The organism is Streptomyces sp. NPDC003943, assembly GCF_053605265.1.
In genome coordinates this window covers 1-15,581 of sequence record NZ_JBSGIW010000005.1, presented here as the reverse complement: position 1 = coordinate 15,581, position 15,581 = coordinate 1, and the positions used below count along the sequence as shown (strand labels likewise).

General features: G+C 73.2%; 13 protein-coding genes and 1 rRNA gene. 6 read left to right on the top strand and 8 right to left on the bottom strand.

The window, feature by feature from the left end; translation table 11 throughout:
- Positions 1-2: 2 nt before the first annotated feature.
- Entirely contained in the window at positions 3-1,166 is a 1,164-nt protein-coding gene (locus tag ACWEV0_RS03370) for a winged helix-turn-helix domain-containing protein (RefSeq protein WP_453146038.1), read from the top strand.
- Between the two features lie 142 nt (positions 1,167-1,308).
- On the opposite strand, the gene ACWEV0_RS03365 is transcribed toward ACWEV0_RS03370, so the two are convergent.
- The 7 genes from ACWEV0_RS03365 to ACWEV0_RS03335 form a co-directional block, all read right to left on the bottom strand.
- The gene (locus ACWEV0_RS03365) at positions 1,309-2,064 is read right to left on the bottom strand and encodes a response regulator (protein ID WP_453146036.1); all 756 of its coding nucleotides are present in this window, start codon (positions 2,062-2,064) and stop codon (positions 1,309-1,311) included.
- Between the two features lie 240 nt (positions 2,065-2,304).
- Positions 2,305-2,988, bottom strand: coding sequence for a ribosome hibernation-promoting factor, HPF/YfiA family (hpf, locus tag ACWEV0_RS03360; RefSeq protein WP_453146034.1), 684 nt, complete (start codon positions 2,986-2,988; stop codon positions 2,305-2,307).
- Positions 2,989-3,281: 293 nt separating this feature from the next.
- Positions 3,282-4,124 carry a ComF family protein gene (locus ACWEV0_RS03355; protein WP_453146032.1) on the bottom strand — a complete coding sequence of 281 codons (843 nt, stop codon included), beginning with the start codon at positions 4,122-4,124 and terminating at the stop codon, positions 3,282-3,284.
- Between the two features lie 489 nt (positions 4,125-4,613).
- On the bottom strand, positions 4,614-6,386 hold the full coding sequence (locus tag ACWEV0_RS03350) for an LpqB family beta-propeller domain-containing protein (protein ID WP_453146205.1): 1,773 nt from the start codon (positions 6,384-6,386) through the stop codon (positions 4,614-4,616).
- Positions 6,387-6,633: 247 nt separating this feature from the next.
- On the bottom strand, positions 6,634-8,676 hold the full coding sequence (gene mtrB, locus ACWEV0_RS03345; protein WP_453146030.1) for an MtrAB system histidine kinase MtrB: 2,043 nt from the start codon (positions 8,674-8,676) through the stop codon (positions 6,634-6,636).
- 1 nt (position 8,677) lies between these two features.
- Complete coding sequence (gene mtrA / locus ACWEV0_RS03340) at positions 8,678-9,355, bottom strand: two-component system response regulator MtrA (protein WP_197990047.1); 678 nt, start codon at positions 9,353-9,355, stop codon at positions 8,678-8,680.
- Between the two features lie 125 nt (positions 9,356-9,480).
- Positions 9,481-9,843, bottom strand: a complete 363-nt coding sequence (locus tag ACWEV0_RS03335) for a hypothetical protein (RefSeq protein WP_453146028.1) — start codon at positions 9,841-9,843, stop codon at positions 9,481-9,483.
- 176 nt (positions 9,844-10,019) lie between these two features.
- On the opposite strand from ACWEV0_RS03335, the gene ACWEV0_RS03330 reads away from it, so the two are divergent.
- From ACWEV0_RS03330 to ACWEV0_RS03310, 5 genes are read left to right on the top strand one after another with little or no spacing between them, the layout of a single operon-like run.
- Complete coding sequence (locus tag ACWEV0_RS03330) at positions 10,020-11,225, top strand: hypothetical protein (protein ID WP_453146027.1); 1,206 nt, start codon at positions 10,020-10,022, stop codon at positions 11,223-11,225.
- Between the two features lie 4 nt (positions 11,226-11,229).
- Positions 11,230-11,907: a DUF4129 domain-containing protein gene (locus ACWEV0_RS03325; protein ID WP_453146025.1), complete on the top strand. Its 678-nt coding sequence runs from the start codon at positions 11,230-11,232 to the stop codon at positions 11,905-11,907.
- Positions 11,904-13,103, top strand: a complete 1,200-nt coding sequence (locus tag ACWEV0_RS03320; protein WP_453146023.1) for a DUF4350 domain-containing protein — start codon at positions 11,904-11,906, stop codon at positions 13,101-13,103. The genes ACWEV0_RS03325 and ACWEV0_RS03320 overlap by 4 nt, the downstream gene beginning before the upstream one ends.
- Positions 13,100-14,083 carry an AAA family ATPase gene (locus ACWEV0_RS03315; protein ID WP_453146021.1) on the top strand — a complete coding sequence of 328 codons (984 nt, stop codon included), beginning with the start codon at positions 13,100-13,102 and terminating at the stop codon, positions 14,081-14,083. The genes ACWEV0_RS03320 and ACWEV0_RS03315 overlap by 4 nt, the downstream gene beginning before the upstream one ends.
- Before the next feature lie 12 nt (positions 14,084-14,095).
- Positions 14,096-15,391, top strand: a complete 1,296-nt coding sequence (locus ACWEV0_RS03310; RefSeq protein ID WP_453146019.1) for a DUF58 domain-containing protein — start codon at positions 14,096-14,098, stop codon at positions 15,389-15,391.
- A gap of 99 nt (positions 15,392-15,490) precedes the next feature.
- On the opposite strand, the gene rrf is transcribed toward ACWEV0_RS03310, so the two are convergent.
- Positions 15,491-15,581: ribosomal RNA gene (gene rrf, locus ACWEV0_RS03305) — 5S ribosomal RNA — on the bottom strand; the annotation flags it as partial.

The following is a 15,581-nucleotide window of genomic DNA, read 5'->3' as shown; positions in this document are numbered from 1 at the left end:
TCATGACTGCCGCTCCTCGCCCCGCCGCCGAACTCTCCGCCGACGACGCCCGCCGGATCGCCTTGCGGGCCCAGGGCTTCCTGGGAGCCCCCGACCGGCGGGCGGGGGTGCGGGGCGTGCTGCGGCATCTCGGACAGGTCCAGCTGGACACCATCTCGGTCCTCGCCCGCTCGCACGAGCTGATCCCGTACGCGCGCCTGGGCGCGGTCGGCCGCCGCACCGTCGAGGACGCGTACTGGACCGAGGGCCACGCCTTCGAGTACTGGTCGCACGCCGCCTGCATCCTGCCCGTCGAGGAGTGGCCGCTCTTCGCCTTCCGCCGCCGTGCCTACCGCGACCGCCCGCACTGGGGCCACAAGCTGTCCCCGGCGGCGTACGACGCGGTGATCGCGCAGCTGCGCGCCGAGGGCCCGCAGACCGCGACCGAGCTGGGCGGGGCCAAGAACAAGGGCGAGTGGTGGGACTGGTCCGACTCGAAGATCGCCGTGGAGCGGGCGCTGATGTACGGCGAGGTGGTGGTCACCGAGCGGCGCGGCTGGAAGCGGGTGTACGACCTGGCCGAGCGCGCGATCCCGGACGGGTTGCTCCACGACGACCTCGACGACACGGAGTGTCTGCGCCGTCTCGTGCGGCAGGCGGGCGAGGCCCTCGGCGTCGGCACCCGCGCGGACATCGCCGACTACCACCGGATCAAGGCCGAGGCGTTCGACGCGGTGGTGGCGGACTCGGGGCTCGTGCCGGTCACGGTGGCCGGCTGGGGGAAGCCGGCCTGGGCGGATCCGGCGGCGCTCGCGACCGAGCCGCGCGGCCGGCACCGGACGACGCTGCTCTCGCCGTTCGACTCGCTGATCTGGGAGCGGCCCCGCACCGAGCGCATCTTCGGCTTCACGCACCGCCTCGAGGCGTACGTGCCCAAGCCGAAGCGGGTGTACGGGTACTTCGCGATGCCCGTCCTGTCCGGCGGCCGGCTCGTGGGACGCGTCGACCCGGCGCGCGACGGCCGGACCCTGGTCGCCCGGCAGGTGACGCTGGACGGCGCGAAGGCGGTCCCGGCGGTGGCGCGGGCGCTGCGCGAGGCGGCCGAGTGGGTGGGCTGCGACGCGGTGGCGGTGGAGCGGGTGGACGCCCCGGAGCTGGCCCCGGAGCTGGTCAAGGCCCTCGGCTGAGGTGGGGCGGGCCCGGCCGACGAGACGGGTCGCCAGGGCCGGTCATCGGGACCGGCCGTCGGGGCCTGCCGAAGGGGCCGGCCATCGGGTCCGAGGGGGCCGGTCATCGGGTCGGGCTGTGCCGAAGGGCGCCCTCATGTCGTCAGCGGATCTCGAGGATCTTCTCCCGCATCGCGTAGACCACGGCCTCCATCCGGGAGTGCAGCTGCAGCTTCTCCAGGATGTTGCGGACGTGGTTCTTCACGGTGTTCTCGGAGATGAACAGCTCCTTGGCGATGTCCCGGTTGTTCATGCCGGTCGCGACGAGCTTGAGGACCTCCAGCTCGCGGTCGGTCAGCCGGGGCGCGGGCACGAGCCGGCGCTCGTCGGTGCGCTGGATCATCGACTTGAACTCGGTGAGGAGCTTCGACGCCATCGACGGGCTGATCTGCGACTGGCCGTCGGCGACCGCGCGGATCGCGGTGGCGACCTCGTCGGTGGAGATCTCCTTCAGGAGATAGCCGGTCGCGCCCGCCTTGATCGCGTCGTAGAGGTCGGCCTCCTCGTCGCTGATCGTCAGCATGATGATCTTCGCGCTGGGGGCGACCTCCTTGATGGAGGTGCATGCCTCGATACCGCCGCGCTTGGGCATCCGGACGTCCATCAGGACGATGTCGGGGAGCAGATCCGCGGCCTTGTCGACGGCCTCGGCGCCGTCGCCCGCCTCGCCGACGACCTGGATGTCCTCTTCCTGCGCGAGAACGATCTCCAGACCGCGGCGGAAAAGGGCGTGATCGTCCACGACGAGGACCCGGATCGGCTCGCCTCGTGACGCGCCGTTGGCCGAATCCATTCCCTCCGGGTTCATCGTGCTCTGGGGCTCCCGCCCGCCGTGCACCGGCCCGAAGCTGTCCGCCATGGTTCCTCCCCCTGAAGGCCGTGGCCTGAAGTCGTGTACTGATTCACTTTTCGGTCCCCAACCGCTGCTCGGGGAGCACCGGTTGGCGTGCACGCCATGATTTCATGCCGCGGCGACAACCAGGTGATCCCGTGGTCGCACGGGGGCGCGTACGGTCGCACAGGGGTGCCCCTGCAAGCGCTCCGGGCGCTCCAGGGGCACCGTGTCATGGTCGTCCGCGACCGAGTCGATGGCGGCGGGTCAGCCGCCGAGCGCGCCGCCGGCGCCGCCCCCCTCGGACTCGGCGAACGGGTCGTTCTCCACTCGGATGACGCCGAAGTCGTACGCGTGCCGCCGGTAGACGACACTCGGCAGCTTGGTGTCGGCGTCGACGAAAAGATAGAAGTCGTGCCCGACCAGCTCCATCTCGTAAAGAGCCTGGCCGAGGCTCATGGGAGCGGCCTTGTGGGTCTTCTCCCTTACCACCAGCGGCCCTTCGCCCTGGACCTCGATCGAGCCCATCATCGTGGTGGGCACGTCGGGCTCCTCGGGCACGAGCTCGCCGCTTCCGTTGAGCTGGGCGACACCCGGCACCACGTCGGCGACCTCGGCGGCCGACAGCCTGCCGCTGCCGCGGCGGGTGAACCGCTTGTCGTGCTGCCTGCGCAGCCGGGCCTCCAGCTTTCCGTGGGCGAGGTCGAGCGCTGCGTACGGGTCGCCTGCTGACGCTTCCGCCCGGATCACCGGGCCTCGGGAATGGACGGTGATCTCCACACGGTCGGACCGGTCGGCCTGCCGCGGGTTGGTCTCCTTGGACACCTCGACGTCGAGGCTGATCACCTTGCCGTCGAGCTTCTGGATCTTCTCCAGGTTCAGCTTCTCGGCCACGTGCTTCCGGAACCGCTCGGGCACCTCGGTCTTGCGGCCCTTGACGACGATGTCCACGCAGAACTCCGTTCCCGGATCACTCGGTACGGCTCCTTGGCCGGCGAGCTTCTCCCTTTGCACCAGACTCCGGCGATTACCGGAGTCTCGGACTTGGCGACCTGACCTCCTCCTCCCCAGCCGACAAGCTCCCCACCCCACCAACCAGAGGTTAATTCGCCCTGAACTCCTGTCCTGTAGGCGCACCCGTGCATTCGGTGAGGCGTGGCATTCGCCATTCCTCACAACCGAACATAGCTCGTTCGGACGGGTGTCGGCACCCGGTGCGGCCACATACCTTCATTCGGGTGTTTTCACCTCTCACCACCTGCAACGATGCAACTTCCCCGTGAGTTCCGGTTTATTTCGAACGAGGCCGGAGAAGATGCGACTACCGCCGCCACCGGCCGTTCGAATAGGCCTTCCGCCACGCCTCCCTTCGAGCTGTGCGCTAATCCGTGGAACGTGAACGGACGGTGTACGCCGCGGGCCCCGGACCGGGCCGCCGCGAGTGCCCGAGCCGCCTCCGCGAGCGAGGCCCCCGTGGTCATCAGGTCGTCCACGAGTACCACCCGTCCGCCCGCCCGGCCGGCCTCGTCGAGCAGCCGCGCTCCGCCCGTCGCGACCTCCAGCGCCCCCGCCAGGTTGGCCGCCCGCTCCCCCGCGCCGAGCCCCGACTGGTCGGCCACCCAGCGCCGCTGCCGCAGCACCGGCAGCACCCGCGCCACCCGCCCCGACCGCCGCAGCCGCCCGGCGGCGGCCAGCGCGATCCGCCGCGTCGGATCGTGGCCACGCGCCCGCACGGAGCGCCGCGAGGACGGCACCGGTACGAGGAGCAGCGGGCCGTCCCCGGGTCCGCCCAAGGCCCCGGCAGCGGCCGCCACGGCCCCGGCCAGCGCCGCGCCGAGGGGCCCGGCGAGCGGCAGCGCGCCGCGCTCCTTGTGGGCGAGGAGCAGCGCCCGTACCGCACCCTCGTACGGCGCGGCGGCATGCACCACCGGCAACCCCACGGGTTCGGGCACCGGCCGCACCCTGCCCGGCCCGCTCCCGGCCAGCTCGGCCTCGCACGGCGGGCACAGCGCCGTACGGGGTCTCCCGCATCCTCCACAGGAGACCGGCAGCACCAGCCCGGCAACCTCTCGCCACCACCCCTGCATGGCACCACTGTCCCCCCGCACGGCGCCCCCGGCCACCCCTGTGGACAACGCCCTGTGGACAACCCGCCACAGCCGCCGAGAACGGCGGGCGGGGGGCGGCGCGGGGGGCCCGCGCGCGCGGGTGTCGCGCAGCATGGGGCCGCGCCGGGCGCGCGACACCGTGCGGGTGTGGGGACCAGCGCGGCGCGAGTGTTGCGTGGCGCAGGGCGCCAAGCAGCGGGCGAGCACGTCCGACCGCGAGGACCGCGCGGCACGTCCTTCACGCGCGGCGTGGCCGCGCAGGCGCGCTGGTCCCGTGCGGCGCGGGTGTCGCGCGGCACAGGGCGCAAGCAGCGGGCGGTCGCGCCCGCCGCGGAGACCGCGCGGCACAGGTGCCACGCGCAGCGTGGCGGCCGCGCCGGTCGTGGCCCCCGCCGGGCGCGCGACACTCGGGGTGCAGGCACTCCCAGCGCGGGTCGCGCAGGCGGCGGGACCCCCCGGCGCCGGCCCTCAGCCGGGATAGACCGGCGAGTTGCCCGCCTTCACCACCGGCTGCCAGTTCGCGCCCGGCACGAGCCGCACGATGCCGTCGTTGCCGGAGTTCGCGACCACCGGCGCGCTCTGGTCGGCCCCGTACGGCGCGGCCACCGACGTGACGCCGTTCAGGCCCGGCAGGACGGACGTCGCCGAGGTGGAGCCGTCGGTCTGGACGTACCGCACCTGCTGCACGCCGCCCTTCTCCGTGCCGACCACGACGAGCCGGCTCGGCCCGGCCCAGGACACCGCGGTGACCGACTCCAGGCGGGGCGCGGCGTCCTGCAGGTCCTTGACGGTGACCTCGACGCGGCCGTCCTCGACGGTGCGCTCCACCCGGCCGATCTGCAGGGTGGTGCGGTGGTCCCGGGTCACGAGCAGCGCGATCCGCACGCCGTCCGCGGAGACCCGCAGCGACTCGACGCGGGCACCGTCCCGCAGCCACGGCGTGCTGACCTCGACCCGCTCGCCCTGGCCGCCGGGCACCAGCCACAGCCGCGGCTTCAGCGGGTTGCGGTCGGCGACCCACAGGTCACCGCGGCCGTCCCAGCTGGGCGCCGACAGCCGGTCGTCGGGCCGCAGGGCGCTGCTGATCACGACCGGCGCCGGGAGCTCCTCCTCGGTGGTGATCGAGCCGACGCGCAGCTCGCGCCCGTCGTTCACGATCGCGGCCGCGCGGTTCTCCTCGCGGTCCACCGCCACGGACCGCAGCGGCACCGCGCCCTTGCCGAACGGACCGGGCACCTCGGCCGGCTTGTCCGGCTGACGGCCGCCGACCGACAGCATCATCAGCCGGTCGTGCTCGTCGACGAAGTACGGGGTCTCGCCCCGGCCGGGGTTGCGGACCGGCGAGAACTCCTGCAGCGCCTGCCCCTTGCCGAGCAGACACAGCCGGTTGCCCTTGCTGCCCTGGATCTCGACCTGCTCGACCCGCACCGACGTCAGGTCGCCCAGCGTGAACAGCAGCTGCGCCGCCATGCCCTTGCAGGCCGGCGCGTTGACGTTGTCGGCCTTGGCGTTGAGCGGGACCTTGAGGGTGGACTGGTCGTCGGGCGTCAGCGACCTGACGTCCTCCCGCAGCTCCGTACCGGACGGGAAGCGCGAGTCGACCGCGGGGCCGAGCCACTTCGTCGGGCCGTCCAGGAGCGCCTTGACGGTCTGCGTCACCGGATCCATGCGGGTGACCGGGTCCTGGCGCTGCCGGATGTAGACGGGGTCGGCGACCAGCCAGCTCTCGCCGGAGGCGAAGTAGTACTTGTTGACCGAGCGGTAGTTGCGCAGGAAGTCCGCCTCGCCGAGCACCAGGCCCCGCGGCAGGCTGTCGATCCGCCATTCCTTGCTCTTGCCGTCCGCCGACGTCTGCTGCACCACGTGGATGGCCGTGTCGAACTCGGACGGCACCTCCGGCCGGTACGCGTGCTTCGCGTCGACCTCCGCGATCCGGCGGCCGGAGATCGGAAACGTCCGCCCCTGGCTGTCCGGATCACCTGGCCGGTCGGCCTGGTCGCGGTCGGGCGCGGTGGTGAGCACAGTGATGCTCTCCTCCGGCCGCCACGTCCGCGCGGCCTGCTTGGTCAGGTACTTCCGCGCCGTCGCGAACCCGGGGTCGTCACTCGTCATGGCCTCCAGGAAGCCGTCGACGATCTCCTCCGGATCGGCGTTGTCCCGCGGCGCCACCGCGTACACCCGCACCTGCGAGTCCCCGGCGTTGGACGCCTTGACCGCCTGCACGTCCCCGCTGTCGGGCATCCCGGCGCACCCGGTCACCACAAGCGCCCCGCAGGCGGCGAGCACCACGCCGCGCCCGACCCGCCCGGCCACCGACCGTCCGGTCACCGAAGGACCGGCCGCCGACCGTCCCGCCGCAGGGGCTCCCGCCGCCGAAGGCCCAGTCGCCGAACCCGCGGCCGTCGCAGGCCCGGCCACCGAAGGCCCAGCCACCGAAATACCGGCCGCCGACCGTCCCCGCCCCAGGGTCTCCCGCTTCCCTCGATGGTCAGCGCCCACCAGTTCCGTCCTCCCGCTCGGCGCGCGTCGACGCCATCGCCTCACCACTGTCGCCGTCGGCGCCCTCCGCGGGCAGGGCGACCACCCGGGCTCCGCTGCCCGGCAGGGCCGTCGGATCCACCGTGGCCCGCGGCGCCGGCGGTATCCGCGGCGGTACGGGCAGCGCCGTACGAGCCGCCCCGGCCGCCTGCATCGGCACGCCCGCGAGCCGCCCGCCGGACGCGGCACCGGCACCCGTACCCGTACCGGAGCCCGTACCGGCCCCGGAGAGGGCCGCCTGCTCGCGGTTGCGCCGCGAGTCGTCCGGCTCCAGCGGGATGGGGGAGCCACGCAGCGGCTCGTCAGCGGTACGCGGCAGGGTCAGCCGGAACTGCGAGCCGCCACCGGGCTCGCCCCACGCCTGGAGCCAGCCGCCGTGCAGCCGCGCGTCCTCGACGGCGATCGACAGGCCGAGGCCCGTGCCGCCGGTGGTGCGGGCGCGGGCCGGGTCGGCGCGCCAGAACCGGTTGAAGACGCGGGTCGCCTCGCCGGGCTTCAGGCCGACGCCGTAGTCCCGTACGGCCACGGCGACGGCACCGCCCGCGGCGGCCAGCCGCACGATCACGTCCTTGCCCTCGCCGTGCTCGACGGCGTTCACGACCAGGTTGCGCAGCACCCGCTCGACCCGGCGGGCGTCCGCCTCGGCCACCACGGGCTGCTCGTCGCCGACGACGACGATCCGGCTGCCCTTGCGCTCGGCCAGCGGCTCCGCGCCGCCGATGACCCGTCGTACCACCTCGCGCAGGTCTATCGGCGCGGCCTCGAGCGCCGCCGCGCCCGCGTCGAAGCGGCTGATCTCCAGCAGGTCGGAGAGCAGCGACTCGAAGCGGTCGAGCTGGTCGCCGAGGAGTTCGGCGGAGCGCGCGGTGACCGGGTCGAAGTCGGCCCGCGCGTCATGGATGACGTCAGCCGCCATCCGTACGGTCGTCAGCGGGGTGCGCAGCTCGTGCGAGACGTCGGAGACGAACCGCCGCTGCATCCGGGACAGCTCCTCCAGCTGCTGGATCTTGAGCTGGAGGGTCTGCGCCATCTTGTTGAAGGCCTCGCCGAGGCGCGCGATGTCGTCCTCGCCGGTGACCTTCATCCGCTCCTGGAGGCCGTTGACCGACAGTCGCTCGGCGACTCCGGCGGCCATCCGCACGGGCGTGACGACCTGCCGCACCACGAGCCACGCGATGGCGCCGAGCAGGACGACGACGAACAGCCCGGCGGTCGCCAGGGTGGCCTTGACCAGGGCGAGGGAGTCGCCCTCCTGCGTGAGCGGGAAGAGGTAGTACAGCTCGTACGGCTGGCCGTCGGCGTCGTTGAGCCGCTTGCCGACCACCAGGCCGGGCTCGGACGGCTTGCCGCTGGTGTAGTGGATGCGGGCGTACGTCTGGAAGGTGTTGGTGCCCTGCGCGACGCTGTGCCGCAGCTCGGCGGGAATGCTCGTGGTCGGATCGACCTCGCCGGAGGCGCGGGCGCCGCGGCTGGCGGTGTCCCCGGTCTCCAGGGAGAGCGCGACCACGTTGAACGCGCTCTGACCGCCGCTGGCGAGCTGCTCGACGAGCGTGGAGCGCCAGTTCACCGAGGACCCGGCCCGGCCGCCGTCCTGCTCGCCCGGCGCGGGCTGCGTGGTCGCGGCCCGGTCCTGCGCGGCGGAGAACCCGCCGGCGGCCTGGCTCTGCGCGGCCTTCTCCTTGGCGTCGAGCAGGCCGTTGCGGACCTGGCCGATGACGACCAGGCCGAGCAGCAGCACCACGCCGAGCGACATCAGCAGGGTGCCCGCGACGACCCGCACCTGCAGGTTGCGCCGCCACAGCCGTACGGCGGGCAGCAGCGGACGGCGCACCCAGCGCGCGATCAGCCGGAACGCGGGTCCGCCCGGTGTCCCGTCCTGGAAGAGACGGCCCAGACCTCGGCCCCCCCGCCCCGGTCCGGCAGCCCGCCCCGCACGGACCCCAGGGTCCCCGGCCTTGTCCCCGGCCTTGGGAGCAGCACTGCCCTTGGTCATGTCAGCTCGGTCCCGCCTTGTAGCCGACACCGCGGACGGTCACGACGATCTCCGGCCGCTCCGGGTCCTTCTCGACCTTCGAGCGCAGCCGCTGCACGTGCACGTTCACCAGACGGGTGTCGGCGGCGTGCCGGTAGCCCCACACCTGCTCCAGGAGCACCTCGCGCGTGAACACCTGCCACGGCTTGCGGGCCAGCGCGACCAGCAGGTCGAACTCCAGCGGCGTCAGGGCGATCGACTGCCCGTCCCGCTTCACGGAGTGCCCCGCCACGTCGATGACCAGGTCACCGATGGTCAGCTGCTCCGGCGCCGGCTCCTCGGACCTCCGCAGCCGCGCCCGGATGCGGGCGACGAGCTCCTTCGGCTTGAACGGCTTCACGATGTAGTCGTCGGCCCCGGACTCCAGACCGACGACGACGTCGACCGTGTCGCTCTTGGCCGTGAGCATGACGATCGGCACCCCGGACTCGGCCCGGATCAGCCGGCACACCTCGATGCCGTCCCGACCGGGCAGCATCAGGTCGAGCAGCACCAGATCCGGCTTGGCCTCACGGAAAGCGGCGAGTGCCTTGTCACCGTCCGACACGAACGACGGCTCGAAACCTTCACCCCGCAGCACGATCCCGAGCATCTCGGCGAGTGCCGTGTCGTCGTCGACGACAAGAACGCGTCCCTTCATATCGACATCATCCCATTTCCGTATCAGTCTCAAGGCGGCTGGTGAGATACCTCACCGACCTGCGGTGACGGCCGTGAACGGCACCTGTAGGGCCCCGTGACCGCCCAGCACCGTACCTTGCCCCGTCAACTCCGGACGAGGAGCCCGATGCCCGCGGCGACATTGGCCGGCCCCGGGACCGCGAACGCCCACCCGAGGAACCGGGCGGCCAGGCGCCTGAACCGGCTCACCGCGGCGGTCGGTGGGGTGCCCTTCCCGTACGCGTCGACGTAGTCCTGCTGGGACTGGTCCACCCACGCGGCCATGGTGTCGGCGACGCCGGTCCGCTTCAGTGCCGCGAACCAGCCCCAGAGCGCGGCGGCCGCGCCCCAGGCGAGCAGGAAGACCGCCTGGCCGTGCGGTGACGTCTGCGGCCCGACCCAGGACAGAACCGTCCACTGCTCCCCCGTCCCGCCGCCGTTTCGTACGGGTGGAACGGCGTTCGGCACAGTCTGACCCGCGACGGCCCCGGTGGGAAGGCGGGGCAGGAACTGCCTGGCCCGCCCGCGGGCGGGCCCCGCGTGGCACGATGGCTCCCGGCCCGCCGCCCTGCCGGGCGGACGGCCGCTGAGACCAAGCCGGTTCGGCGATCCGGCACCGCGACCAATCCTCGAGGTGGACCACCGTGAACGACACTCCGGGCTGGACCTCGCCCGGATCCGCCCCCGCCGACGGCCCGGACGGCACGCCCGGCGACACGAACGGCTCCGCCCCCCAGTGGTCCCAGCAGCAGCCGGCCGCCGGCCAGTGGCAGTCGCCGACCGGTCCCGGCCACGCCGCACCGCCGCAGGCACCGGCTCGCGCGTACGGCGGCCAGGGCGGCCCGGGCTGGGGCGCACAGCCCCCGTACGGCCAGTGGGGCATGCCCGCGGCCGCGAAGCCGGGCGTGATCCCGCTGCGCCCGCTGACGCTGGGCGAGATCCTCGACGGCGCCGTGACGACGATGCGCCGGTATTGGCGGACCGTTCTCACCGTCTCCGTCACCGTCGCGGTGATCATGCAGATCGCGGAGACCCTGACCCAGCGCTATCTGATCCCGGCCCGCCCGAAGATCAACCCGGACGCCGACCCCGCCGAGGCGATGGCCCAGACCGCCGAGTCGATGAAGGTCAGTCTGATCGCCTCGATCCCGGCCTACGTGATCATGATCGTCGCCACGCTGGTCAGCGCCGCTCTGCTCACCATCGTCATCAGCCGGGCCGTCCTCGGCCGCCCCGTCGACCTCGCCACCGCCTGGCAGGAGGCCCGCCCCCGGCTGCTCCAGCTGTTCGGGCTGACCCTGCTGATGCCGCTGATCGGCGGCGCCGTCGTGTTCGTCGGCATGCTGCCCGGCCTCCTCCTCGGAGCCGCGAGCAGCGGTGCCGGTTCCGCCCTCACCGCCGTCGGCGGCCTCTGCGGCTTCGTGGTCATGCTCTGGCTGATGATCCGCTTCAGCCTGGCCTCGCCCGCCCTGATGCTGGAGCGCCAGGGCGTCATCAAAGCGCTCAAGCGCTCGGCGAAGCTGGTGCAGGGCTCGTGGTGGCGCATCTTCGGCATCAGCGCCCTCACCCAGCTCATCGTGCTCGTCGTCGCGTTCATCCTCGCGCTGCCGTTCGGCATCATCGCGGTGATCGTCTCCGGCGACGGCCTCGCCGGCCTCAGCAGCGGGGGCTTCGAGACCAGCTGGTCGTTCCTGCTCATCACCGGTATCGGCGGGATCATCACGAGCGCCGTCACCTACCCGCTCCTGGCCGGTGTGACCGTCCTCCTCTACATCGACCAGCGCATCCGCCGGGAGGCGCTCGACATCGAGCTCACCCGGGCCGCCGGACTCGCCGTCCAGGGAGGCTGATGGCGTGAGGCTCACGGGGGGAACGGCCGGCGACGTACCGGTGGACATCCCGCGCGTCCCCGCCCAGGAGGCGGCGGAGCGGGAACTGTCCAAGCCGCTGTACCACGAGAACGACCCCAGTCTTCTCCAGCGCGCCCTCGACCGCTTCTGGGACTGGATCGGCGGCCTCTTCGACGCGGCCGCCGGCGCGACGCCCGGCGGTGTCGTCGGCGTCGTGGCCGTCGTCCTCGTCGTCATCGCCCTGGTCGCCGCCCTCTGGTGGCGCCTCGGCACCCCCCGTCGCGCACCCTCGGGCGGCGGCGACGCCCTCTTCGACGAGGGCCCGCGCACGGCCGCCGAACACCGGGCCGCCGCCGCCCGCCACGCCGCCGCCGGCCAGTGGAACCAGGCCGTCCAGGAACGCATGCGGGCCATCGTCCGCTCCCTCGAAGAGCGCACCCTGCTCGATCCGCGCCCCGGCCGCACCGCCGACGAGGCGGCCGCGGAGGCCGGCCGGTCCCTGCCCGCCCACGCCGACGGGCTGCGCTCCGCCGCCCGCGCCTTCGACGACGTCACATACGGCGCTCGCACCGCCGACGAGGCCGCGTACCGGCGCATCGAGCAGCTCGACACCGCCCTGGAACGCACCAAGCCGTCCCTCACCACGGCCGCCGCCTCCGCCTTCACGGAGGCGCCCCGATGAGCCGCTCGGCCACCAGCGCCACCTCGGCCTCGCTCACCCCCCGCCAGCTGTGGACCCGCGCCCGCGGCACGCTCGTGCTCCTGGCCCTGCTCCTGCTCGGCGGTACCCTCCTCGCCACGGTCCGCTCCGCGGACCACGGCGGCGGCTACCTCGACCCGCGCTCCGCCGATCCCTCCGGAGCCCGGGCCGTCGCCGAACTCCTCAAGGCCCGGGGCGTCAGCGTGGACGTCGTCGACAGCCTCGCCGAGGCCACCGCCACCACCGGCGCCGACACCACGCTCCTCGTCACCACGCCGGACCTGCTGACCGACGAGCAGCAGTCCACCCTGTACGAGGCGATGACCCGCTCGGCCGGACGCACCGTCCTCCTCGGAGCCGGCCTGCCCTCCGTCGGCACCCTCGCCCCCGGCATCGACACCGCCCTGAGCACCAAGGTGTCCAGCTTGGAGCCCGGCTGCACCCTGCCGGACGCCACCCGCGCCGGCAGCGTCGAACTGGGCGGCGAGCGCTACCGGACCGGCACGACCACCGCCGACGCCTGCTACCTCTCCGACGGCCTGCCGACGCTGGTCCGCGTCCCCCGGGCGGGCAACGCCGACACCGTCCTGCTCGGGTCGTCGCAACTCCTGACGAACAAGCACCTCGCCCAGCAGGGCAACGCCTCTCTGGCCCTCCAACTCCTCGGCTCCCGCCCGCATCTCGTCTGGTACCTCCCCTCGCTCACGGATGTGCCCGCCGACCCCGAGGCCGCGGACGACCCCACCGGCTCCTTCTTCGACCTGGTCCCCTCCGGCTGGCTGTGGGGCACCCTCCAGCTCGCCGTCGCGGCCCTGCTCGCCGCCATCTGGCGCGGCCGCCGCCTCGGCCCCCTGGTGACCGAACAACTCCCCGTCGCCGTCCGCGCCTCCGAGGCCACCGAGGGCCGCGCCCGCCTCTACCGCAAGGCCGACGCCCGCGACCGCGCGGCGACCGTCCTGCGCACCGCGACCCGCACCCGCATCGCCCCGCTCCTGGGCGTCCCCTCCAAGGACGCCCACACCTCCGATCTGCTCCTCCCGGCACTGGCCCCCCGGCTCCCCGCCGACGCGGCCGGCCACCGGGACCTCCTCTTCGGCCCGGCACCCGCCGACGACGCCGCCCTGATCCGCCTCGCCGACCAACTCGACGCCCTCGAAAGAGAGGTACGCACCTCATGAGCGCCCCGACCCCCGAGACCGTGCCGAGCTCGGACCGCGCCCGCGCCTCCCTGGAGGCCCTGCGCACCGAGATCGGGAAGGCCGTGGTCGGCCAGGACCCCGCCGTCACCGGTCTCGTCGTCGCCCTGCTCTGCAAGGGCCACGTGCTCCTGGAGGGAGTCCCCGGCGTCGCCAAGACCCTCCTCGTGCGGACGCTCGCCGCCGCGCTCGAACTCGACACCAAGCGCGTCCAGTTCACACCCGACCTGATGCCGAGCGATGTCACCGGCTCCCTCGTCTACGACACCCGGACCGCCGAGTTCTCCTTCCAGCCCGGCCCGGTCTTCACCAACCTGCTGCTTGCCGACGAGATCAACCGGACGCCCCCGAAGACCCAGTCCTCACTCCTGGAGGCGATGGAGGAACGCCAGGTCACCGTGGACGGCACACCCCGCCCACTGCCCGAGCCGTTCCTCGTCGCCGCGACCCAGAACCCCGTCGAGTACGAGGGCACCTATCCGCTGCCCGAGGCCCAACTCGACCGCTTCCTGCTCAAGCTGACGGTCCCGCTGCCCTCACGCGAGGACGAGATCAACGTCCTCACCCGCCACGCCCAGGGCTTCGACCCGCGCGACCTGAAGGCCGCCGGGGTCCGCCCCGTCGCCGGCCCGGCCGAACTCGAGGCCGCCCGGGAGGCCGTGACCAAGGTGGCGGTCTCCCCCGAGATCGCCGGCTATGTCGTCGATATCTGCCGTGCCACGCGTGAATCCCCCTCGCTCACCCTCGGCGTCTCCCCCCGAGGAACCACCGCCCTGCTCTCCACGGCCCGCGCCTGGGCCTGGCTCACCGGCCGGGACTACGTCACCCCGGACGATGTGAAGGCCCTGGCCCTGCCGACCCTGCGCCATCGCATCCAACTGCGGCCCGAGGCCGAGATGGAGGGAGTCACCACGGACTCCGTCCTCACCTCGATCCTCGCTCACGTCCCCGTACCCCGCTGAGAACGGCGCCCCATGGCCCTCACCGGACGAACCGCCCTGCTCGCCGCCATCGGATCGCTTCCCGTCGGCATCCTCGCCCCGAGTTGGACGGGGATGCTGGCGGTGAACGCGCCACTCACACTCGCAATTCTGTGCGACTACGCGATGGCCGCGCCAGTGCGAACGCTCCAGTTCACCCGAAGTGGTGACACGTCAGTTCGACTGGGTGACGGCGCCGACGTCAAGCTCACCGTCACCAACCCGTCCCGCCGCCGCCTACGCGCCCAACTCCGCGACGCCTGGGCCCCGAGCGCCGCCCAGACCCCCGCGCGCCAGGAGCTGACGGTTCCCGCCGGCGAGCGCCGCCGCCTCAACACGGCCCTGCGTCCCACCCGCCGCGGCGACCGCCGCGCAGAGCGCGTCACCGTCCGCTCGTACGGCCCGCTCGGCCTCGCCGCCCGCCAGGGCAACCACGAGGTCCCCTGGACGGTCCGCGTGCTGCCGCCGTTCACCAGCCGCAAGCACCTGCCCTCGCGCCTGGCACGCCTGCGTGAACTCGACGGCCGCACCAGCGTTCTGACGCGCGGTGAGGGAACCGAGTTCGACAGCCTGCGCGAGTACGTGCCCGGCGACGACACCCGCTCCATCGACTGGCGGGCCAGCGCACGCCAGTCCGCGGTCGCCGTCCGCACCTGGCGCCCCGAGCGCGACCGCCACATCCTGATCGTCCTGGACACCGGCCGCACCTCCGCCGGCCGCGTGGGCGACGTCCCCCGTCTCGACGCCGCGATGGACGCCGCCCTCCTCCTCACCGCCCTCGCCTCCCGCGCCGGCGACCGCGTCGACCTCGTGGCCTACGACCGCCGCCTCCGCGCCCAGGTCCAGGGCCGCTCCGCTAGCGACGTCCTGCCCGCCGTGGTGGACGCCCTCGCCCCGCTCGAACCCTCACTGGTCGAGACCGACGCCCGCGGCCTGGCGGCCACCGCCCTGGCCCGCGCCCCGCGCCGCTCTCTCATCGTCCTGCTCACGGGCCTGGATGCCGCCCCGATCGAGGAGGGCCTCCTCCCGGTCCTCCCGCAGCTCACCCAGCGCCACACGGTCCTGGTCGCCTCCCCCGCCGACCCGCGCATCGCCGACATGGCGACCAAGCGCGGCACCATCGAGGGGGTCTACGAGGCCGCCGCCGCGACCCAGGCCCAGTCCCAGCGTCTCCGCACGGCGGAACAGCTCCAGCGTCACGGCGTCACCGTCGTGGACGCGAGCCCTGATGAACTCGCTCCCTCTCTCGCGGACGCGTATCTGGCTCTGAAGGCGGCCGGCCGGCTGTGAGGAGGGGGGGTCTTGCCTGGGCCAGGCTCCCCTCTACGAGGGTCCTCAGAACGCAGAAAAGCCCCGCACCATACGGTGCGGGGCTTTCCCACAATGATTGTTCGGCGGCGTCCTACTCTCCCACAGGGTCCCCCCTGCAGTACCATCGGCGCTGAAAGGCTTAGCTTCCGGGTTCGGAATGTAACCGGGC

Excerpts from the sequence above, each read along its gene's own strand:
- ACWEV0_RS03370 (WP_453146038.1), top strand. The coding sequence starts at position 3 with ATGACTGCCGCTCCTCGCCCCGCCGCCGAACTCTCCGCCGACGACGCC.
- ACWEV0_RS03365 (WP_453146036.1), bottom strand. The coding sequence starts at position 2,064 with ATGGCGGACAGCTTCGGGCCGGTGCACGGCGGGCGGGAGCCCCAGAGC.
- ACWEV0_RS03355 (WP_453146032.1), bottom strand. The coding sequence starts at position 4,124 with ATGCAGGGGTGGTGGCGAGAGGTTGCCGGGCTGGTGCTGCCGGTCTCC.
- ACWEV0_RS03350 (WP_453146205.1), bottom strand. The coding sequence starts at position 6,386 with ATGCCCGACAGCGGGGACGTGCAGGCGGTCAAGGCGTCCAACGCCGGG.
- mtrB (WP_453146030.1), bottom strand. The coding sequence starts at position 8,676 with ATGACCAAGGGCAGTGCTGCTCCCAAGGCCGGGGACAAGGCCGGGGAC.
- mtrA (WP_197990047.1), bottom strand. The coding sequence starts at position 9,355 with ATGAAGGGACGCGTTCTTGTCGTCGACGACGACACGGCACTCGCCGAG.
- ACWEV0_RS03320 (WP_453146023.1), top strand. The coding sequence starts at position 11,904 with ATGAGCCGCTCGGCCACCAGCGCCACCTCGGCCTCGCTCACCCCCCGC.
- ACWEV0_RS03315 (WP_453146021.1), top strand. The coding sequence starts at position 13,100 with ATGAGCGCCCCGACCCCCGAGACCGTGCCGAGCTCGGACCGCGCCCGC.
- ACWEV0_RS03310 (WP_453146019.1), top strand. The coding sequence starts at position 14,096 with ATGGCCCTCACCGGACGAACCGCCCTGCTCGCCGCCATCGGATCGCTT.